The 21226-nt window shown below is 56.1% G+C and carries 15 protein-coding genes; 7 read left to right on the top strand and 8 right to left on the bottom strand.

The genetic code is table 11. From position 1 onward, the window contains the following. Positions 1-14: 14 nt before the first annotated feature. The gene (locus AYI96_RS14515) at positions 15-2060 is read right to left on the bottom strand and encodes a TonB-dependent receptor (RefSeq protein WP_071476785.1); all 2046 of its coding nucleotides are present in this window, start codon (positions 2058-2060) and stop codon (positions 15-17) included. 107 nt (positions 2061-2167) lie between these two features. Beyond that, positions 2168-2785: a response regulator transcription factor gene (locus tag AYI96_RS14510; RefSeq protein WP_256213945.1), complete on the bottom strand. Its 618-nt coding sequence runs from the start codon at positions 2783-2785 to the stop codon at positions 2168-2170. A gap of 236 nt (positions 2786-3021) precedes the next feature. Between AYI96_RS14510 and AYI96_RS14505 the strand changes: the two genes are divergently transcribed. Next, on the top strand, positions 3022-4788 hold the full coding sequence (locus tag AYI96_RS14505; RefSeq protein ID WP_144361861.1) for a PhnD/SsuA/transferrin family substrate-binding protein: 1767 nt from the start codon (positions 3022-3024) through the stop codon (positions 4786-4788). Between the two features lie 31 nt (positions 4789-4819). Here AYI96_RS14505 and AYI96_RS14500 read toward each other — a convergent pair whose 3' ends face one another. The 4 genes from AYI96_RS14500 to AYI96_RS14485 all read right to left on the bottom strand — a co-directional run bounded on the left by AYI96_RS14500 (position 4820) and on the right by AYI96_RS14485 (position 9827). After that, entirely contained in the window at positions 4820-5962 is a 1143-nt protein-coding gene (locus tag AYI96_RS14500; protein WP_101055982.1) for a putative sulfate/molybdate transporter, read from the bottom strand. A 276-nt stretch (positions 5963-6238) separates the two neighbouring features. Beyond that, the gene (locus AYI96_RS14495; RefSeq protein WP_039033545.1) at positions 6239-7639 is read right to left on the bottom strand and encodes a tetrathionate reductase family octaheme c-type cytochrome; all 1401 of its coding nucleotides are present in this window, start codon (positions 7637-7639) and stop codon (positions 6239-6241) included. Between the two features lie 12 nt (positions 7640-7651). Further along, positions 7652-9379, bottom strand: coding sequence for a DUF3373 domain-containing protein (locus AYI96_RS14490; RefSeq protein WP_144361840.1), 1728 nt, complete (start codon positions 9377-9379; stop codon positions 7652-7654). Between the two features lie 121 nt (positions 9380-9500). After that, positions 9501-9827 (bottom strand): c-type cytochrome, encoded by a 327-nt coding sequence (locus AYI96_RS14485; RefSeq protein ID WP_025010197.1) that lies wholly within the window; start codon positions 9825-9827, stop codon positions 9501-9503. A 553-nt stretch (positions 9828-10380) separates the two neighbouring features. Here AYI96_RS14485 and phsA point away from each other — a divergent pair. The 4 genes from phsA to traF all read left to right on the top strand — a co-directional run bounded on the left by phsA (position 10381) and on the right by traF (position 15536). Further along, entirely contained in the window at positions 10381-12660 is a 2280-nt protein-coding gene (phsA, locus tag AYI96_RS14480; RefSeq protein ID WP_144361839.1) for a thiosulfate reductase PhsA, read from the top strand. Between the two features lie 12 nt (positions 12661-12672). Then, positions 12673-13245 (top strand): 4Fe-4S dicluster domain-containing protein, encoded by a 573-nt coding sequence (locus tag AYI96_RS14475; protein WP_039033542.1) that lies wholly within the window; start codon positions 12673-12675, stop codon positions 13243-13245. After that, entirely contained in the window at positions 13242-14186 is a 945-nt protein-coding gene (gene nrfD / locus AYI96_RS14470; RefSeq protein WP_144361838.1) for an NrfD/PsrC family molybdoenzyme membrane anchor subunit, read from the top strand. The genes AYI96_RS14475 and nrfD overlap by 4 nt, the downstream gene beginning before the upstream one ends. 156 nt (positions 14187-14342) lie before the next feature. Next, positions 14343-15536 carry a conjugal transfer protein TraF gene (gene traF, locus AYI96_RS14465; RefSeq protein WP_039033540.1) on the top strand — a complete coding sequence of 398 codons (1194 nt, stop codon included), beginning with the start codon at positions 14343-14345 and terminating at the stop codon, positions 15534-15536. Between the two features lie 7 nt (positions 15537-15543). Here the strand turns inward: traF and AYI96_RS14460 are convergent, their stop codons facing one another. Both AYI96_RS14460 and metJ read right to left on the bottom strand, forming a co-directional pair. After that, on the bottom strand, positions 15544-16287 hold the full coding sequence (locus AYI96_RS14460; RefSeq protein WP_144361837.1) for a sulfite exporter TauE/SafE family protein: 744 nt from the start codon (positions 16285-16287) through the stop codon (positions 15544-15546). A 75-nt stretch (positions 16288-16362) separates the two neighbouring features. After that, positions 16363-16677, bottom strand: a complete 315-nt coding sequence (gene metJ, locus AYI96_RS14455) for a met regulon transcriptional regulator MetJ (protein ID WP_039033538.1) — start codon at positions 16675-16677, stop codon at positions 16363-16365. 215 nt (positions 16678-16892) lie between these two features. Between metJ and metB the strand changes: the two genes are divergently transcribed. Together metB and AYI96_RS14445 are read left to right on the top strand one after the other, a co-directional pair. Then, positions 16893-18053: a cystathionine gamma-synthase gene (metB, locus tag AYI96_RS14450; protein ID WP_039033537.1), complete on the top strand. Its 1161-nt coding sequence runs from the start codon at positions 16893-16895 to the stop codon at positions 18051-18053. 16 nt (positions 18054-18069) lie between these two features. Then, complete coding sequence (locus AYI96_RS14445; RefSeq protein ID WP_039033536.1) at positions 18070-20469, top strand: bifunctional aspartate kinase/homoserine dehydrogenase II; 2400 nt, start codon at positions 18070-18072, stop codon at positions 20467-20469. Positions 20470-21226: the final 757 nt, after the last annotated feature.

Below are 21226 nucleotides of genomic sequence, written 5' to 3'. Positions count from 1 at the left end.
CAACCGGGGCACCCTTAAAAACGGTACTCGCCCATGACCCAGGCGTTGAGACCGGGTTGTGGTAAGCGCTCGCCGACGGCGATATCCCCGCCCATTACCCGGTTATAGCCGGCGAGATGATCGACATATTCTCTATCCAGCAGGTTATCGACTCCGGCCTTGAGCATAAAGCTGTCACCGCGGTAACCGGCCGCCAGATTCACCAAGCCATAGCCTGCAGTTTCCTGCTCCAGCTGAGTGGCCGAGACCTTATCCTGGGCGGCAACCGCTACTGTCTCCAGGCGGGCAAACCAGCTGCCCTGATCCCAGTTGAGTCCCAGAGTCAGGTTGGGCGGGGCGATACGGTAAAGCTTGTCTTCTACGTCGCGGCGCTCACCATAGGTATAGGCCGCTTGCAGATCCAGGCTCCACTGTTCATGCAACTGCCAGTGGGCGTTGATATCCATGCCGTAGAGCAGGGCGTCGGTATTGCTGAACACCAAGGTGTTGGCATCGCCGGCGGCGATAACGGCAGGATCATCCGTGGGCAGGCCCTGAATATAGTTGTCTATCCTTTGGACAAACACCCTAGGGGTCAGGTTGAAATCCTGGCGGTGTAAATCCAGCCCCAGCTCCAGTTGCCAGGCGGTTTCCAGATCCAAGTCCATCTGGCCCACATAGGTGCGGCCATCGGCCAGCCCGCCGGTGGACTGCATCGGCACCCAGAGATAGCGCTGTTGATAGCTGGCACTGGCCTGTTTTCGTGCCAGGCCGATTATGGCATCCAGCTCATTGTCGATTTCGAAGCGACCGTTGATCACCAAGTCCAACCCGGTATCGTTTTGGCTGCGATCGGCCTGATTGAATCTGTCCATCAGGGTCTTGATTGCCGGTTTCATGGCCGCCATAGAGTGACTCACGGCATCGGCATCAAACCTGTAGTGTTTCACCCGGCTGCCCAGTTGCCAGCTCCAGCGGCCAAAATCCTGTTGCCATTGGGCGTAGAGGCTATAAACACTGTCGTTGATACCGTTGAAGTTATCCACCCGGAACTTGCTGTTGCTCGGGTCTGTCACCACAGTATCGTGTTCGGCATGGCGCCAATCAAAGCCAAATTCCCAGCTGTCTTTCGCCATTTGCCAATGGCCATCGAAACTTTTGGAGTCGGCTATGGTGTAGCGCGGTGCCATGGTAGGCATTTTCATCCGTAGGCTGAAGTTGTCCATGCCGTGACGGGCATCGCTGTAGCCCAGATGCCAGCGCATTTGCCAATCGGCCAGCAGGTGCTCACCACTGAGTTTGAATCTGTCTGTGCGGATATAGTCGATATCCATCGGCAGCGCCGGGGTGGCGGCATCTGTGGTTTCCAGATGCTGGAACGAGAAGGCTATCGACTCATCATCGGCGTTGCTGTCGGCCAGGTTAAATCTGTATTCACCGCCGAACACCTGCTTGTCGTAGACCCCTGGCAGTAATCTGTGGTTATCGCCGCTCTCGGGCACATCATTGCCCTTGAACAAGTCGCCATACAGCATGAGTGCCTGACGCTCGCCGCCGAAGTTGCTCTTGACGCCGATGCGACTCTGCTCGCCATTATGCTGGTATTGGCCGCTGACCAGGCCGCTGACTTCATCGAAACGGGCCTGGGACTCCACTACCCGGATACTGCCACCCAAGGTATCGACGCCGCTGGCGACTGGGGCTATGCCGCGATCCAGTTCGAGTTGCTCTGTGATTACAGGCACGGCATAACTCAAGGGAGTATCCATGGCGTTGGGACCGGCGCCGGCCATGCTCATGCCGCCAACCTGGGTTTCGACTCTATCGCCAAAGAGGCCTCGGTACTGGGCTATGCCGGTTAGTGGGCCGTTACTGTTGACGTTGGCGCCGGGCAGTGACTTGAGCAGACCACTGATATCGGCCTTGGGCGCGGTGGCTTCAGGCGAGGTCTGCAGCACGCTGCTCTGTACGCTGCCGCGCACCACCAGCACTTCCATGGGAGAATCACTGGCCTTGGCGGCAGTGCCCAGACCGATTATAGGCAGTAAAGCCAGAGCGAGAGGAGAAGGTGAAAAGCGCATATCTTATTGATTTTGGTTGTTTTGGGTGACCCATTCTGGGTCTTGTGCGCGGGCGGGGCAAAGCTAAACAACCAAAGTGCGACAAGCTGTCGCACCCGGGATGGGAGTCAAACCAAGGGAGTGAACTTGATCAGTTCGGCAATACTGTGGACGCCAAGCTTTTTCATGATCTTGGCCCTATGTACCTCTATGGTTCGCAGCGACAGATAGAGAGCTTCGGACATCTGTTTATTGGTCATTCCCTGCACCAGAAGTTGCAATACCTGCTGCTCGCGCTCGGTCAGGGTGGCGTATTTCTGCTGCAGTTGCTGCTGTTCATGGGTCTTGAGGCTGTAGTCGAAGGCTTTTTCGATAGCGGCGGCCAGCGCCTTGCCGGCCACGGGTTTCTGGAAAAAGTCGCAGGCTCCCTGACGAAAGGCGTCAACGGCCATTGGCAGATCGCCATGGCCGGTAAGAAAGATGATCCCCAAGGGACTGTTGGCCTCCAGTAGTCTCTGCTGTACCTGCTGGCCTGTGAGTTCAGGCATGCGGCTGTCGAGGATCACGCAGCCAGGCGCCTCCAACTCAGCGTCCTGGAGAAATGCCTGGCCGCTGTCAAAGGCTTGCAGCCGATAACCGAATTGGCTCAGCATAAAGCCGAGTGAATCCCGGACGGCGGCATCGTCGTCCACCAAATAAAGCGCTACGTCAGTCACATACTTGCCTCTCTCAGGTGAATAAGCCAATCCTAATCTTTGTCGCAGTGAGGCTCAAACTCGGTTGTTGGCTTTTAGAGCCAGATCACTGAGGTGTTGGCCGACATTTGCCCTCCATCAAGTTATTTTTTCGCCGTCTGTATTAGCTTATCTTCATGGATAAAAGGGGAGTGGGAATGGCCAGAATATTAATCTTGATACTGTTGTTAGGGGCCGGGTGTGCTTCGGCTTCGGCGCAACTGTATGAACCGGCGACCGATGCCGAAATGGGTGACGAGCCCATAGAGGCTGTGTTTCGGGTCGGAGTGCTGGCCAATCATGGTGTGGCTCAAGCCAAAGAGAGATGGCGCCCCATGATGCAATATCTCAGCCAAGAACTTCCAGGAAATCGCTTCGAGGTCGAACCGCTGACTTTTGAGCAAATGAGCCAGCAATTGCTGGAGCACAGGATCCACTTTATCGTGACCAACCCAGGGCAATACCTTAGCCTCAGCAGCAAGCTGCCCCTGTCGTGGCTGGCTACCATGCGTAGTCGCAAGCACTTGGGAACTACCTTTGCTATCAGCTCGGCGATCATAGTGCGGGCCGACAGCCCGGTGCGCAATATTGAGGAGCTGCGTGGTGCTACAGTGGTGGCCAGCGATCCTCAGGCGCTGGGGGGATATCAGGCGACAGTAGGCTTGCTCAACAAGCGTGGCTTTGCTGCCAAGCGTTTTTTCGGCGAAGTGCGTTTTTTGGGGTTTCCGCTGGAGCCTCTGGTTTACCAGGTGCGTGACCGCACTGTCGATGCCGCCATTACTCCCTTCTGTACCCTGGAGGAGATGGTGGAAACCGGCTTGGTGCAACGTCAGGACTATCGGGTAATCAACGGCGTCAAGCCCGAGGGGTATGACTGCGAGACCAGCAGTGCCCTTTATCCCAACTGGTCATTTGCCGCCTCTGATCTGGTGCCCAGTCATATCACCCAAGCGGTGACCCGGGCGCTGTTCGACTTGCCTTCCGACTCTGAAGCGGCGATCAAGGCCGACACCATGGGCTGGACAGCTCCTATCAGTCAGCTCAAGGTGATCAAACTATATGAGGAGCTGGATCTTCACGGCGGCCCACCTCCTCTGTATGAAGCCGCCATCGACTGGGTACGCAAGAACAAGGAGTGGGGCGGAGCGCTGCTGTTACTGTTCCTGATCTCCACTCTCTACCACCTGTGGCTGGAATATAAGTTTCGCCAGAAGAGTGAATTCCTGTTGGCAACAGAGCGACAACTGCGGGACAAAGAGTTGCAACTGGAACGAATGCAAAGTGCCGCTATTCTGGGCGAAATTGGTGCCGGGCTGGCGCATGAGCTCAATCAGCCGATTGCCGCTATTACCCAATACAGTGAAGGCGCCATGATGGTGCTGGAGCAGCGCGCCGCCGAGGGCTGTGGCGAGCGCGCCGATGCCATGCGTGAGGTGCTGACCAAGATCAATAATCAGTCTATCCGCGCAGGGGCCGTGGTGCATCGTATTCGCGGTTTGCTGCGTCGGCGCCGGGCCGAATCTGAGCCAGTGGTGATAGAGTCACTGCTCAGGGATGCACTGGCGCTGTTTCAGCGGCCGATGGAGCAGCAGGGCGTCGAGCTCAAAATAAGTCGCCGCGGGTCGGAGCGGCCGTTGCTGGGGGATGCTGTAGGGCTGAGTCAGATGCTGGTTAATCTGTTGAAAAATGCTATGGATGCCCTGGATGAAGTTTCGGGTAAACGGGAGATCCAACTCAAACTCGACTATCAGGCCGCGCCCCCAGCCGCCGGGACCAAGGGAGAGTGGTTGCTGTTGGAACTCTTGGATACAGGCATAGGCCTCAGCGCCTCGGCGGCGGAGTTGATGCTGTCTTTTGCTACCACCAAGGAGGATGGCTTGGGGCTGGGATTGGCTATCTGCCGCGACGTGGTGAGCCAGCATAATGGTCATCTGGAGCTGGAAAACCGCCGCGAGTGCCGCGGCTGCCGAGTGCGGGTGTGGCTGCCTCTGGGGGCAACAGCCCGGAATGAATGATTATCCTTGACTCAAGTCGCTGGTGTCGGCTTTATCGCAGTGCCCCAAGGGTTTGCCACTGACGGCGGCCGAACTCCAATACCACGCCTACAGCCAAACCGGCGGCGGCATTGACGGCCAGGCTCACCACAGCGGTCGCCAGGATAACAAAGATACAGAAAGGCTTGCCGTCCAAGAGGCGTTTGGACCAGGCCAACTGCAAGCCGGCGGTGGACAGCAGACTACCGAGAATAGCCAGCGGAATAAGGCTCAGCAGCCAGGCCACGTTTTCCCCCCAGGAGAGGGCTATCAGCAGGCAACTGCCGCCGAAGATTAGCGGCGCCCACAGGCGGCGGGCACCGAAATGGTATTGCACCGCCAACCCTCCGGCACCGTGGCACATGGCCGAAGCACCGAAGGGACTCAGCAGCAGATTGGCCAGGCCAGAGCTGGTGGCAAAGGCCTTGGGGCTGAAACGCTTGCTGTCTTCGGGGAACTTCTCTTTGGCCATTACTGAGGTGGCGATAACGGCATTGGTCAAAGTCAACGCCAGTTGCGGCAGCACCAACAGGGTTGCCGCGGCTCCCCAGTCATTTAACTCGGGCCAGCTCAAATGCCAAGGCGTGTTGTTGAACACAAAGCTGCTGTCGCTGCCGCCTTGCTGGTATTGCCATAGCATGCCGAGGGCAATCACCAAGGGCATGGCCAGATAGCGCAGCGGGATAAAGCGGGCAAAGAAAATCAGTGCGAAGGCGCCGAATCCCAGCACAGGCTCGTCGGCCATCATCTTGAAGCCCATCCACAACAGTTGCAGCCCTATGGCCAGTTGGATGCCGACACTGATAGCCTGGGATATTTGCCGCGACAGCCAACTGATGGCGCCGGAAGCCGCCAGTACCAGCAGTATTACTCCCATCAGCATGGCGCTGGCTTGCATCATGCCAGGTGTCAGCCCCTGGGCGATGACCAGGGCGGCAATCACTTTCATGGGTTGCACGGGAATGGGGCGGCGATAAAACAGGGCTGTGGCCAGGGCAAAGAGACCGAAACCGAGAAAAATGCCTTGGGGAGAAAACTGATTCAGAGCTATCAACCCAAGCACCAGAGGGAGAAAGGTTCCCAGATCGGCAAAGGCGCCGCTAAGCTCACCCAGGGAGCGGTTTAATGAGGAAAAAGTCTTGCCGTTTGTTGTCATTGCACTTGCCACAGAAAAGGATGCCCAGACAACGCAAGAAAAATGCCATTTTTTGTAGGGAGTTGCATCATCAATGACCCGAATTTACCGTCATAGTCTAATTCAGTGTAGTGCCGCTTGGACACTTTGGCCCGATTCTGGGTCTAAATGTCTTTTTTGGGGATAAGTGGCATCTCGTTTGGAGGGTACCAGATGAAAGAGTACCAGATGAGAGTGACCGGCTCCCGGGAGGCAGGGAGATGCGGGAGCCGGTCTTCAGGGCTTGCCTGAATCGGATCAGCGGGCGTGGCGAGCGCCGCCTTTGTGTTTCATGGGGTCGCCCTCATAGCCCAGCGCCTGCCAGTCGAGGCGGTCACCGCCGTTGTGGCAGTCGGCGCACTTGAGCGCTTCACTCTTGGGCGAGACCATGTGGTTGATACGCCACCACATTTCGGTTTTGGCGAAGCCGTACTGGCCGCTGTAGCTGATGCCCTTGGCCTGCATGGGCTCGCTGGCGGCCATCCCTAAGCGAATCGCCTTATCCCAGTCAAACTCAGACCAGAAACCGCCCTTGCCATAGGTCTTGGGATTGAGCAGCACCTTGTTGACCTTATCGTACACCTGCTTGCCTGTGTGTACCTTGAAGGGGTAGATCTTCGCCTTGGGATCCTGAATGTCACCCAGGGGGAAGGTCAGACGGGTGACCTGCTCGGGATCCATCTTGTCACCGGCCATATAGGCATCGGCGCGGCCGTTGTACCAGGCGTAGCTGGGCTTGACCATCTTGCCCCAAACGAAGCTGCCCTTTTTCTTGGCGTAGCTGTGACGACCATATTGATCCAGGCTCTCTTCCCTGTCTTCACCGGCAGTTGACCAGTCCCAGTGCAGCTTGGTGGGCTCATGGCGGGCAAAGAAGGGAATGTGGCAGGTCTGACAGGCCACGGTCGCCGCGTGCTTGTTCAGCTGTTTGTTGCCGTGTGGTGCACTGTCGTGGCAATTGTCACAGCCGATATGATCTTCACCGCCGGGGGACACACCCATGGCGTTACCGCTGATCATATGCTTCTGGGTGGTGTGGCAGTCCTGACACTGGAAGTCATTGCCGTCGCTGTCCATATGCACATCCGTGGCCTTGTCCGGGTAGGCCATGGAAGAGTCGAGGTCGCCATGTTTGACCGCATCTCCGCCGCCACCATAGAAGTGGCAGCTGCCGCAGTTATCCCGCACCGGCTTGCCGACATTCTGGGCGACCCGCAGCAAATCTACTGTCTTGAATACCTCACCGGCTGCAACGGGATCTTTCACATAAGTACCCGTGGTGTCATGGCACACCAGGCAGTCCACCTTGGTCTTGTCCTTGAAGTCAAAGCTGTTGTCTTTCCAGCCGTAACCGGCATGGCAGCCGGTACAGCGCGGTTCGTTACCGGCAATGGAAACACAGAAGTTGTTGATGGAGTTTTTCTTGCCCCGTTTGACTGTACGTCCGGGCAGTTCCTGCTCCAGCTCCCAGGTCCAGTGGGATGACAGCATAAAGTCATCGGCATCCTTTTCATGGCACTCAAGACAGGCCTGGGTGACTTCCGAGCCTGTGTTGAAGGGGCCCTTGAGTACCTCTTTGTGGGGGCTGCTGGCCTGGGCCTGGCTCAGGAGGCCGAGCCAGAGTGCCGTGGCTATAAATGGCAGATAAAATGTTTTCATCTGTGTTCCTCCCTAGAAATTCACTGTCAGTGAGGCGTTGATATCCAGCGCCGTATCCACCACGGGCAATAGCGAATAGGCGCTGCCGTCCAGTACATCATCCACCTTCACAGGTGCACCCACGGGCGTGCCCGAGCCAGTGTATTCATAGTCGTAGTAGAGCCCCGCCAGCTTGATAAACATCTTGGGGTTGATATCGAAGATGTAGTAGGCCTCGGCCACATGGCCGCGGGTGGCCAGCTTGCTGCCGACCGGGTCGTCCTGGGCCTGAGTGAAGGGCGTCCAGTACTTGGATCCATAGTTGTACTCTAGACCGAACTTGCCGTAAGGCGCCGGGATCTGCATGCCGATATAGATGCCGTAACCATCGTGGGAGGCATCGGACTCAGCGCTGGATGGCACCAGCAGCAGTTCATCGCCACTGCTGTTGAGTTCTGCTTGAAACACGGCGTCGGTCAACATGCCGCCGAACATGCCGGCGTTGCCGTTGCTCTCAGCGCGGGTCCAGCCAAAGGAGGCAAACAGCTTGAGATCGTCATCGGACTCATAGGCATAGCCCAGGCCGCCCAGATACATGTCGCCTATGACCCCGCTGGGTTGCACCCGGGTAACAAAGTTGAAGTTGTCGAATTTCTGCAGATCGCTGTATAGAGTGGGGGCGAAAATGCCGGCCAACTCGTTGGGGAAGGCCATGGTGCCCTTGAAGCCGTCGTTGATATCCCGCGCGGCAAACAGGGTCAGCTGCAGGAAGTGGTTACCGTCGTTGATCACATCAATGTTGAAACCGCCCAGATGGGTGTCCTTGCTGACGGTATCGCCATAAAGCTCGCCATTGCCCCATTGGGACTCAAAGCCCTGACCGTAACAGAAACGCACCACCTGGCCTTCTATCCCGGTGAGCTCTCCAAGCTTGTAGCCCAGAGTGGCACCGTCAAAGTTGAAGTTGACCAGGTGTCCGGAAGGGGTGCCGCCACGTTTTTCATTTTCCCGGTAGTGGCTCGGTGGGCCATAGGTGGAGGGACGACGGCCGACAGACAGATAAAACTCGCTGCCGCCGATGTTTTTCCAGTCAAAGTAGGCGCGCTCGACCCGCAGCCAGTCGCCGCTGGGGTTGCCTGAGTTGGTGCCGTCCATGGTGAAAGAGCGCCAGGAATCAAACACCTGCACACCGGTGGAATCGCCCCAGTCCTTGAACATGGTCAGGCGTCCGGCAAAGCTGACGTTGTCCCACACCTTAGCCTTGAGATCGAGCCGTAGCCGAGTGGTGTAGAAGATGTCATTGTCTATGTCGCCACTGCGATAAGGCGCCAGCACATAGGGCATAACGCCCTGCAGTTGCCCCTGGGCAAAGGCGTTGGCCAGCTCAGGGTTGGCAGCCATCATCTTGCCAAGGGGCGAGGAGGGATCCATGGGGTTGCCCAGTTCGCCGGCCATGGCTTTGGCGCCGAAGTCGTTGAAGTCCATCTTGATCGCCGGATGCCAGGTGACATTGCCATAGTGCAGCGAGTGGGCTCGGGTACGAAAGTCGCCGCTGATCTCCAGTCGATCGAGCGCCGTGTGCCGCTCTGTCTTGTCCACCCGGCTGTTGAGTATATCCAGCTCTTCGGTGATCTCCTGCAGTTGCTGTTTAAGCTCGCGGATCTTGGTGCTGTCATCCAGTTCCCCGGCCTGAAGCTGGGGGCTGCCCAGCAGAGCCAAACCCAGTGCCTGGGCCACCGCCAGAGCGATAAGAGTACGCATAGTAGATTCTCCTGACCGGCCTTGCCGGTCGTTTTCAGGCAGCAAGCGGCCCTGGGGTAACCCCATGACTTTGCTTGCAAGCTGTAAATTTAGTTAAGTGATTGGCGCCTATGCGCTCGGATCAACCGCAGGTCTGGGGTTGATCCGAGTCGGCGGCATGGTCGTACAGGAACTGTTGAATATCCTTGAGTTCCTGCTCAGTTAAAGGCTGAAACGCCTCGGGTTTGGCTTTGTGTTTGTCTCTGGCGAAGAATCTGTCCCATTGGCTCATGGTCTTGCTCATGGGAGTCAGTTCGCCGCCTATGCCTGCTTTGCTGTGACACTCTTTACAGACTTTCTTGTACAGGTGTTTGCCTTTCTTGGGGTTGCCGCCGTCGGCTGCGGTGGCGCCTGTGGCCAATGCGCAGGCTAAAAGCAGAAGGCCGAGTTTGCTGCTGGTGTTCATCATCTATTCCTCTGGGTGACCGCCCGCTCCGTTAATGGGCTGTTATTTTATGTGTCCTTGCGGTTGTCAATTTAGCAATCCTGAGGTGCGTCAGCTTTGAACTGGATCACTTTCATAAAAATAATCTAATTGATAAAAATATCATTGAAATAAATCTAATTGAGATGATGTTTTTGTTTTTAATCATTTAATTTTATTGTGTTTTTATTTTTTGAACAGAAATCATCACTGTTGTTTTGGCTGATTTTATGAGCGTGATCGGCTTAACAATTGTGAGTATTTGTTATCTCTAAAGTGGTTTTTGTTAATCAGTTTGGTGCTTGTGATGGCTTTTTATTAACGGCTAGAGGCTGGATTACCCTCACACTTTCATGTCCTTTCCGGCATCTTTGCGGGGGCTGGATCACACTCACTCCCCCTATGTGGTTTACCACAATACCCACAGGAATTTAATGGGTAAACAATGAGCTTAAGCCGCTGTAGTCAAGCGGAATCCCATTCAAACAATAACCTGTGTGAGCGACCTTTCCCCGAGGGGAGAGGATGGAGGTAAACCATGATAGAGCTTGATAGGCGCACCTTTCTGAAAGGGGCTGGAGCCGGAGGGGCAACCTGTGCCCTGGCCGGAGTTCTGCCCGGTTCGCTGGCGGCTTTGGGGCGCAGCCCTCTGACCGGCAGTGCCACTGAAGTTGCCAGTATGTGTGAGATGTGTTCGACCCGTTGCCCGATTTCGGCGCGGATAATCGACGGCAAAAACGTCTTTATTTCTGGCAACAAAGAAGCCAAATCATTCGGCGGTAAGGTCTGTGCCCGTGGCGGCGCCGGCCTCAGTTTATTGTACGATCCACAAAGGATTGTCAAACCACTCAAGCGCGTCGGTGAGCGCGGCGAAGGCAAGTGGGCCGAAATCAGCTGGCAGGAAGCCTATCAAACCATCGCCACCAAGCTGAATCAAATCAAGGCCGACCATGGTCCTGAAGCCGTGGCATTTTCCTCCAAGTCAGGTTCGCTGTCCGGACACCTGTTCTATTTGGGTCAGGCTTACGGCAGCCCCAACTCCTTTACCCATAACACCACTTGCCCGGGCGGTTATGTGGTTGCCGCCAAGGCGATGTTCGGTACCAAGGTGAAGCGGGATCTCTCCAACTCCAAGTACATCATCAACTTCGGTCATAACCTCTATGAGGGGATCAATATGTCCGAAACCCGGGGAATGATGAAGGCCCAGGCTGACAAAGGCGCCAAGTTGGTGGTGTTTGAACCCAGGTTCTCTGTGGTGGCCGATAAGGCCGATGAGTGGTATGCCATTCGTCCCGGCTCGGATGTGGCCGTGGCCCTGGCGCTGTGCCATGTGCTGATTGCCGACAACCTCTATGACAAGGCCTTTATCGAGCGCTATGTTGTGGGTTTTGAGGCCTTTGCCGCCGAGGTCAAGGCTTATACCCCTGAGTGGGCTGAGAAAATTTCCGACGTACCTGCCGCCGACATCCGCCGTATTGCTCACGAGTACGCTGCTGCAGCGCCTCATGCCGTGGTCGACTTTGGCCACAGATCTACCTTCACTCCGGAAGAGTTCGATATGCGCCGGGCGCTGTATGCCGCCAACGTGCTGATCGGCAACCTGGAGCGTAAGGGTGGCCTCTACATGGGCAAGAAGGCCGGTGGCTACAACAAGTTTGCCGGTGAGCTTGTGGCTCCTGAGCTGGGTAAGCCAGGCGTTAAACTGCCCAAGCCGCAAGCCAAACGCATCGACCAGATGGATGAGCAGTTTGCTATGGCCTGGTCCGGTGGTGGTATCTATCAGTCAATCATAGATGCAACTCTGGAAGCCAAGCCTTACCAACTGCGGGCCTGGGTTATGAGCCGTACCAACCCTATGCAGACCATGACCGACCGTGCCAAGGTGGTTGAAAGTCTGAAGAAGTTGGAGTTTGTGGTTTCCTGTGATGTTTACATCAGTGAAACCGCCGCCTGGGCCGACATCATACTGCCCGAGTGTACTTACCTGGAGCGGGATGAAGAGGTCGCCGACAAATCCGGCAAGAACCCGGCCTACTACCTGCGTCAGCAAGTGGTAGATGTGATTGGCGATGCCAAGCCTTCCTGGCAAATCTTCCGTGAACTGGGCATAGAGATGGGCCTGGAGCAGTACTATCCCTGGGAAAACATGGAAACCCTGCAATTCCTGCAGGTGAATAAAGACGCCCAGCTGTTGCAGCACATCAAGGACAAGGGCTTTGTCAGCTACGGCAAGCCGCTGATGCTGCGTGAACCCAAGATGGTGGCCGACTTTGTCGCCGCCTACCCCAACGCCAGGGGCATGGATGAAGATGGTACTTATGGTAGCGCGCTCAAGTTCAAGACCCCCAGCGGCAAGATTGAACTGACCTCCGCCAAGGTAGAAGACATGGCGCCTGGCCGTGGCACTATCGCCTATCGTGAAGTGACCCTGAAACAGCCGGACGAGCTCTACTTTATCCAGGGTAAGGTGGCAGTGCATACCAATGGTGCGACCCACAATGTGCCTATGCTGGCTAACCTGATGTCCGATAACGCCGTCTGGATCCACCCTGACACTGCCGCCAAGCATGGCATTGAGAATGGGGACGCCATTCGTCTCACTTCCAGTGTCGGCAGTGAAGAGGGTCATGCGCTGGTGACCAAGGGCATACGTCCCGACACTGTGTTCGCCTATATGGGCTTTGGTTCCAAGAACAAGGAGCTGGCACGGGCGACCGGTAAGGGCGTGCACTGCGGCAACCTGCTGCCCAACGTGACTGCACCTGTGTGCGGTATGAACGTACACACCACAGGTGTGAAGCTGGAAAAGGCATAAGGGGAGGCGAAGATGACTAAAAGATATGTGATGGTGCACGACGAGAATAAGTGCATCGGCTGTCAGGCCTGTAACGTCGCCTGCCGCAGCGAAAACGGTGTACCTGAGAGCGTAACCCGCCTGCAGGTACGGGTAGAAGGCCCATTCGGTGATGCGCCGCATCTGCACTTCAAGTATCACAGGGTGTCCTGTCAGCAGTGTGAAGATGCCCCTTGCGTCAAGGTCTGTCCTACCGGGGCGGCTTATGTGGGCGAGGACGGCATTATTTCCATCAAGGCAGAGAAATGTGTCGGCTGTATGTACTGTGTGGCAGCTTGCCCCTACAAAGTACGCTTTATGAACCCGGAGACCAAGGTGGCCGACAAGTGCAACTTCTGTAAGGACACACGTCTGGCTCGCGGCGAACAACCCGCCTGTGTGACCGTATGTCCTACCGATGCCCTGGTGTTTGGTGATGCCAACGAGGCCGGCAGCGAGGTGGCGACTCTGCTCAACACCCGCGTGACTTATCAGGACAAGACCCATCTGGGTACTAAACCCAGAATCTACCGTATTCCTGTCAAGAGAGGGGGGATCCAATCATGAACAATACTTGGGGCGATATGACACAATACGACCCTGTAACCTGGAACTGGGTCATAGCGGTTTACCTCTTCTTGGCTGGGTTGTCGGCGGGTAGTCTGCTGATTGGGATCGGGCTGCGTTGGGTGCAAAACAAGACAGAGGGTGACAGCGGTATTCTCAAGGCGGCAGCCTTGATAGCGCCAGTGGCTATCTGTTTGGGGATGCTGTGTCTGGTGTTTGACCTGACCAAGCCGTTCCACTTCTGGCTGATCCTGATCAACTACAACCTGACATCTGTGATGTCCATCGGGGTGTTGGCGCTGCTGGCCTATATTCCGCTGACCTTTGCCTATGCGCTGGTCGTGCTGAAAGATGATCTCGGTAGCTGGGGTCTGGGCTTTCTTAAAGGGATTGCAGAATCACTGACTGGCCTTCGCAAGACTATGGAAGTACTGCTGTTTGTGCTGGCGATTGTCGTGGGTGCTTACACAGGCTTCCTGATCTCCGCCATGAACGCCTACCCCATGCTGAACACTGCCGTATTACCGGCGCTGTTCCTGGTGTCCGGTCTGTCGGCCGGTGCGGCCGCCAACGCGGTAGTGGCGCTGCTGCTGTTCAAGACAGACAAGCACTGCCCACAGCTGGGACGGATGCACGGTTTGGAACTGCCGGTAATGGCGGCAGAAATCCTGTTCCTGTTCATGCTGTTCTGCGCGCTCTATTTCAAGGGCGGTGCAGCGGCGGCAGCGCTGGCATCATTGACAAGTGGCGTCTGGGCCAGCGTGTTCTGGATTGGAGTTGTGGGTATAGGTTTTGGTATCCCGCTGCTTTCCATGTTGTTGCTGCCGGCGAGTACCCGCCACACCAAGGACGCCATGCTGGCGGTAGCCTGCTGCAGCCTGACCGGGGTGCTGGCACTTAGACACTTCATTCTCTATGCAGGTCAGAGCTATCTTGGTTAACAAGCACCTCTGAACCTGTTTTGCCTCAGCCCGTATCATTTGATACGGGCTTTTTTTGTATCTTGATACCATTGTGCCACTGAGATCTGGACTATCTTTAACCCATGTAACTAACGTCTTGCGTCTGGTTACAGATAAAAGCAAGAGGGGGATGAGATGAAACTGAGTCTTTTGACACTGCTTACCACGGGGCTTGCCAGCACGCTGGCGCTGGCAGGGCAGGATGTTTATGAGGCCCGCGCCGATGCCATGGGCGGCGTTGCCGTGGCGGCCGGTAATCGTGAGGCGGCGGCCTTTTCCAATCCGGCGCTGCTGGCTTTGCCCTCGCGCCGCAGCAGTGACTTCAGTTTACTTATTCCCACCATAGGCGCAGATGGCGCAGATAAAGATCAGATGATCGATAAGTTTGATGCCTTGCAGGATAACTATGACGCTCTGGTCAATGCCATAGATGCTGCCGACACAGCGGCTATCGATGACTACCGCAAGCGCCTCAGTGGTGACTTGCAATCGCTGCAGGGCAACAACGCCTATGTCAGTGCCGGTATCAATATGGCGTTGGTCATGCCTTCGGATGGTTTTAGCTATGCCTTTGTATTCAAGAGTTATCTCGATGCCTTGGGGATTGCCGAAATCGCCGCTGCGGATATTGATGCCCTGGATAATCTGGACCCCAATAACCCGCCGGAAATCCAAGATTTGACCTCCCAGGGGCGGGTAGTGGCCGGGGCGGTTTCCGAGCTCGGAGTTGCCGTGAGCTATCCGCTATCTATCGTCAATATGCCGGTGACAGTGGGAGTCACCCCCAAGCTGCAACGGTTGGATAGTTTTAATTATGCTGTCAGCGCCAACAACTTCGATGCCGATGATTTCAATGATGATGATTATCGCAGTGATGACACAGGCTTTAATCTGGATATCGGCCTGGCATTTCAGCCATTGGATGGTTTGGTTATCGGTGTCAGCGGACGTAATCTTATCGAGCGGGACTTAAGCAGCATAGAGGCTGGCGGCGTGCAGCTTACCTATCAGGTGAAACCTATGGTTACCGCCGGGGTGGCCTATGACTGGGCGGCTTTTTCGCTCAGCAGCGACTTGGATCTTACCGACAACGATAAGTTTGCCGAGCTTGAGGGCAGCCGCTATTGGCGTTTAGGTGGCGAATACCGGCCTGCTGACTGGGTTGCTTTACGGCTCGGTTATCGCCAGGATCTTAATGATCACAGCGCCGATCTTTATTCACTCGGGACAGGGTTCGCCATAGGCAACAGCTTCCGGCTGGATCTCACCGGCATGTTTGGCAGTGACGATGCCATAGGTGGCGTGCTGCAAACCAGCTATCACTTCTAACAGCGATTTAACCGTTGATGAGCGCCAGGGTTGACTTGATAGTCAGCAACAGGGCGCTCAGGGTGCATAGCGCCAAGGTTAAGCTGCGGGTCTTCTCTTTATCCACCCGGCCCACCAAACGGCCAGCGACCAGAAAACCAATAAATACCGCAGGCAGCAGCAACAGCGATAGCCACAGATGCTTTAGGGTCAAGAGGCCAAAACAGCCGAGAATGATCAAGGCTATCAAGGAGCTGAAGATGAAGAAGGCCGACAGCGCTGCGCGGAACTGACTGGCATCCTTACCCGCCAGCAGCAGAGCCATAGGTGGTCCACCTATGGCCGCCACGGTATCGAAGATCCCGGAAAATACCCCGGCAATAAACAGGCTGAGGCGGTTGATCTTAATGCTGTATTTTCTGAAGCTGAGAAATACGGCCACGGCCACAATCAGGGCTATGGTCAAGCCCATAATCGGTTGCGGTGCCAGCAACAACAGGGTGGCACCAATCAGGCCGCCGGGGAGTCGTCCCAGCAAGGCATATTGCAAGCCGTTGAATTCCAGGTGGCCGCGTTCGCGTATCAAGGTCAACAGGGCGATAGAAAATCCCATCACAATCACAGGGACGGGAACCAGTTCCGGATCGACGATATACAGCAAAGGTGTGGCTACCACGGCCAGGCCAAAGCCTATCAGCGACTGGGTCAGGGCGCCGGTAAATATGATCAGGGATGCCAGCAACAGGGTGACGGGATCTATCAATGACAGCATTCGCAAGCTCCCAAAAGAAAAGGATCGCGCAGCGATCCTTGTTCAACAATAAGATAATTCAGAGGAATAAGACACTTATTCCATGTCTTCCCATTCAATGCCCATGGCATCCATCATGCGTTTGGCTTCTTCCGGGATGCTGTCGGGTTTGTCTTTGGACAAATCCTCATCATTGGGCAGTGGCTGGCCGGTATAGGCATGCAGGAAGGCTTCGCACAACAGTTCGCTGTTTGTGGCGTGCCGCAGGTTGTTTACCTGGCGCCGGGTGCGCTCATCGGTCAATACTTTCAGTACCTTCAACGGAATAGAGACAGTGATTTTTTTCACTTGCTCATTCTTCTTGCCGTGTTCGGCATAAGGGCTGATGTATTCGCCATTCCATTCAGTCATTGATTCACCTGTGATCTCACTAATTCGCAGCAGATTTTAAACCCTTACAGGATACAGTCAAATGATTGCCTGCAAAATCTGTGCAATATGAACAGAAATCCATACATTTGGACGTCCAAACGTCTTGATGCCTATTGACGGCTGGATAGTCATTGGTTAGATTTAGACGTCCAGACATCTTTATGGTGTCGAACCTCAGCATTCAGGAGTCGATTATGACAGAGCGGCGATTAGCAACCACAGCGGTCCGGCAGGGCATCGAATCAGACAGCCAGCACGGGGCCGTGGTGCCACCCATCTATCTGTCGACCAACTATGCCTTTGAGGGGCACACTCAGCCAAGAGCCTTTGATTATAGCCGCTCGGGTAATCCTACCCGCTCCATTCTGGGGGATGCCTTGGGGGAGCTGGAACAGGGCTGCAGTGCGGCAATCACAGCGACCGGCATGGCGGCCATTACTCTGGTGGTCAACCTGCTGGGGCCGGATGACCTCTTGTTGGTGCCCCATGACTGTTATGGCGGTAGCTATAGGCTGTTCACCCATCTGGCCGCCAAGGGCCAGTTTCGTTTGCAGGTTTTGGATCAAACCGACCCGCAAGCACTCGCCGCTGCCCTGGCGCAAAAGCCGCGCATGGTGTGGCTCGAGACGCCATCTAATCCGCTGCTGCGGGTTGTGGATATCACCGCCATTGCCGAGGCGGCCCACCAGCAGGGCGCATTGGTGGTGGCCGACAACACCTTTTTATCGCCGGCGCTGCAACAGCCTTTACTGTTGGGGGCCGACATAGTGGTGCACTCGACCACTAAATACATCAATGGCCACAGCGATGTGGTGGGCGGCGCCGTGATTGCCAAAGATCCCGAACTGGCAGAGCAGCTGCACTGGTGGTCCAACACGCTTGGGCTGAGCGGTGGCGCCTTCGATAGCTACTTGACCCTGCGAGGCCTGCGTACTCTGGCGCTGAGGATCCGCGAGCATCAGGCCAATGCCGAGCGCATAGTGGCGCTGCTGAGCCAGAGCCCGGTGGTAGACAAAGTTTATTATCCGGGGCTTAAGAGTCACCCTGGTCATGAGATTGCCGCCAGGCAGCAGAGTGGCTTTGGCGCTATGCTGAGTTTTGAACTCAAGGGCGATGAGACGCAGGTGGTTGCCTTCCTCGGCGCGCTCAGGCTGTTTTCCGTGGCCGAGAGCCTGGGAGGGGTTGAGAGCCTGGTGGCCGTGCCCGCCACCATGACCCACAGAGCCATGACGAGTGAGGCTCGCGCCGAAGCCGGTATTAAAGACACGCTTATTCGCTTGTCTGTGGGCATAGAAGATAGCCGGGATCTGCTAGACGATATCGCCGCCGGATTGGCGGCAGCCGCAAACTGTTGAATTGAAGGAGCTTGAGATGGCACGTTGTCACCTACATAAGTTTGGCGGTTCCAGTCTCGCCGATGCCGATTGCTACCGACGGGTCGCCCATATTTTGCTGACCCATGGTCATGCCGATGATCTTGTAGTGGTTTCCGCCGCCGGCAAGAGTACTAATTTTCTCTATAAACTGTTGAACCTGAAGGAGTCGGGCGCTCTGTGGCAGGAGGAGCTACAGGAGCTTGTCGGCTATCAGCAGAATCTGATTGAACAGCTGCTGGGCAATGAACAGGCACGTCAACTGCGGGAGCGTCTGTCTACAGATAAGGCGCAACTGGCCAGTTTATTGTCTTTGCCTGAACTCAGCGAATACCAATGCAATCAGGTGGTGGGTTTCGGTGAACGCTGGTCGGCCAGACTGATGGCGGCGCTGCTGCGGGAGTCCGGTGTTGCCGCTTCCCATGTGGATGCCCGCAGTTTGTTGATTGCCGATGAGGGCGCAGTGCCCAGGATTCGCCTCGATGAGTCCCGTGAAAGGGTGCAGCGGCTGCTGGCCGAGCATCCCGATGAGCGCCTGGTGATCACCGGCTTTATCTGCGCCAATAGCCAAGGCGAAACTCTGTTGCTTGGTCGCAACGGCTCCGACTTCAGTGCCACCCTGATAGCCAGCCTGGCCGATATCGACAGGGTGACTATCTGGACAGATGTCGAAGGGGTGTTCAATGCCGATCCCAACAAGATTGCCGATGCCAGGTTGCTGAGCAGTATGTCGCTGGCTGAGGCCGACCGCCTGGCGCGGCTTGGCTCCCCGGTACTGCATTGCCGTACGTTGCAGCCGCTGTTTGATACCGAGGTCAGCCTGGCGGTGCGTTCGAGCTACGCCTCGCATACCGACTTCACCCTGATAGCCCCCAAGAGTGATGCCGCAAGCGCCCCAGTGGTGACCAATCTCAATCAGGTGTCACTCTTGAGCCTGGAGTTCAATGGCACCCAGGCTCAGACTCAGACGCTTGATGCGCTCAATGAGGCGGGTTTGACTCCGCTGGCCTACTGGTCTCAGGGGCAACACAAACTTGAGCTGGCCTATACTCCCGAATTATCCCGCCAAGTCTGGCAGTTACTGGAAGCGCAGACATCCGAGCTCAAAATTCAAAGCATTACCGAGGACAGAGAGCATGGACTGGTGGCGCTGGTAAGCAGTGGCGCCGGCAGTTATCGTCGCAGCTTTGCCCGTTTGCTGAGCCGTGAAGCGCGGCCTCTGTACCAGGACCAACTCAGCCTGGTCACCCTGGTACCTAAATCGCAGGTGAACCTGCTGACCCAGAAGGTGCACAGGCGCTGCGCCGGCCCCCGCAAACGCATAGGCGTTATTCTGCTGGGTGTGGGTAACATAGGCGAAGCCTGGGTGGAGTTGTTTGGCCGAGCCCGCGACGGCCTCAAACGTGAGCTGGAGGCCAGTGTTGAACTCCTGGGCTTGGCGAGTTCGAGCCGCGCCTGGATCTGCAATGAGGGGATCTTTGGGGATGACTGGCAGGCAAGGTTTGAAGCTGAAGCTACCCCTTGGCAGTATGAACATCTGTTCGAACAGCTTGCGTTGCTGCAAGCCGATGAACTGGTAGCGCTGGATATCAGTGCCAGCGCTGGACTGACACTAGAGTATCCTGAGTTTTTTGCCCGTGGCATTCATATGGTCAGTGCCAACAAGTTGGCTGGCTCCGGGCCATTGCCTTTCTATCGTGAGCTGAAACAGCAACTGGGTAATCGTCGACTGTTCTGGCGTTACAACGCCAGTTGCGGCGCCGGGCTGCCGGTGCAGCACGCGCTCAATGATTTGCACAACAGCGGCGACAGGGTAGAGGCTGTCGGCGGTATCTTTTCCGGCACGCTCTGCTGGCTGTTTGAGCATTTCGATGGCATCAAACCTTTCTCCGAGCTGGTGTTGCAGGCCAAAGAGCTGGGGATCACAGAGCCGGATCCCAGGGACGATCTTTCCGGGCGTGACATGCAGCGTAAGCTGTTGATATTGGCTCGTGAAATAGGTCTGGAACTGGAGCTTGAGGATATTCGCTTAAGCTCACTGGTGCCTGAGGCGCTGGCCGATATTCCGCTGGATGAGTTTTTGCAGCGGATCCCCGAATTGGATGCCACTCTCGCGCAGCAGTTTGCCGCCGCGGCCGAGCAAAACAAGGTGCTGCGCTATGTGGCGTCACTGGAGCAGCAAGATGGCCAGGTTAACGCCGAAGTCTCTCTGCAGTGGGTCGAGCGTCAGCATCCATACGCTAACCTGACCCCGGGAGATAATGTGTTTGTCATCCGCTCAGCCTTCTACCAGGGTAATCCGCTGATCATTCGCGGCCCAGGTGCCGGTAGGGAAGTGACTGCCGCGGCAGTACAGTCGGATCTGGTGCAGATCTGTCGCGATCTGCTGCAGGAGTAGGGTTGGTATTAGCGTCATGTTTGAAGTTGGTTGACTCCTGGCTAGGAAAGCCTGTGTTAGAGGCCGTTCTCGGACGTCCTGTCCTTCACGGTATTCGGGCTTTCAGCCTATCCGCACCGCAGGTGATGGGCTTGCGGTTTAGCTGGAAGCTGAGATCAAGTTTATTGGTGAGCTTTGGCTTAAAGCCATGCTAGCCGCTGTGCCAGCGGTCTAAAGTCGTGGAGCAAATGCATCCATGCACAAGGGCCAGTTCGCCATCCCTGGCTCTCGCTCGAAAGCACGTTGTTACGCAACTCTCGCCGCCCCACACCCGAGGAAAGGGGGCTGTATCGACTCGCCCCCTTTCCAAACCCCCAGCGACCCGCGACGCAGCGGAAAACCCCTTGTGCTTATGATGCCAATTCGCTATCGCGCCAGACGCTCAGAGTCACATCCATGTGACTCTTATCCAGCTCAACATCCTGTCTCGCGCTCGTGAGCTCGTCGCTAGGCGACACTCGCCCCTGATTCGACTGGCGCTGCTTCGGCATCCATGCCTCGCTACGCGATTGTCATCAACGCCCTGCGGCCGCTTCGAGCGGGAGTCGGTGTAATTCTGTGAAAATGGAGTAGCTTGAAATATTTGAGCGATTTGCAGACATACGCCTATTTTCCAGGCACAGGCGGGACTGTGACCTTCTGAGCCAGGGATGGCGAGGCAGAGCTTACAGGGATGTACTCGCAACAACGTCCCTGTTTAACGGCCAGCTCACCGTCC

It is taken from the genome of Shewanella sp. MSW, from assembly GCF_007636515.1.
Lineage (GTDB): Bacteria > Pseudomonadota > Gammaproteobacteria > Enterobacterales > Shewanellaceae > Shewanella > Shewanella indica.
This window is presented reverse-complemented; position numbering and strand designations above follow the sequence as displayed.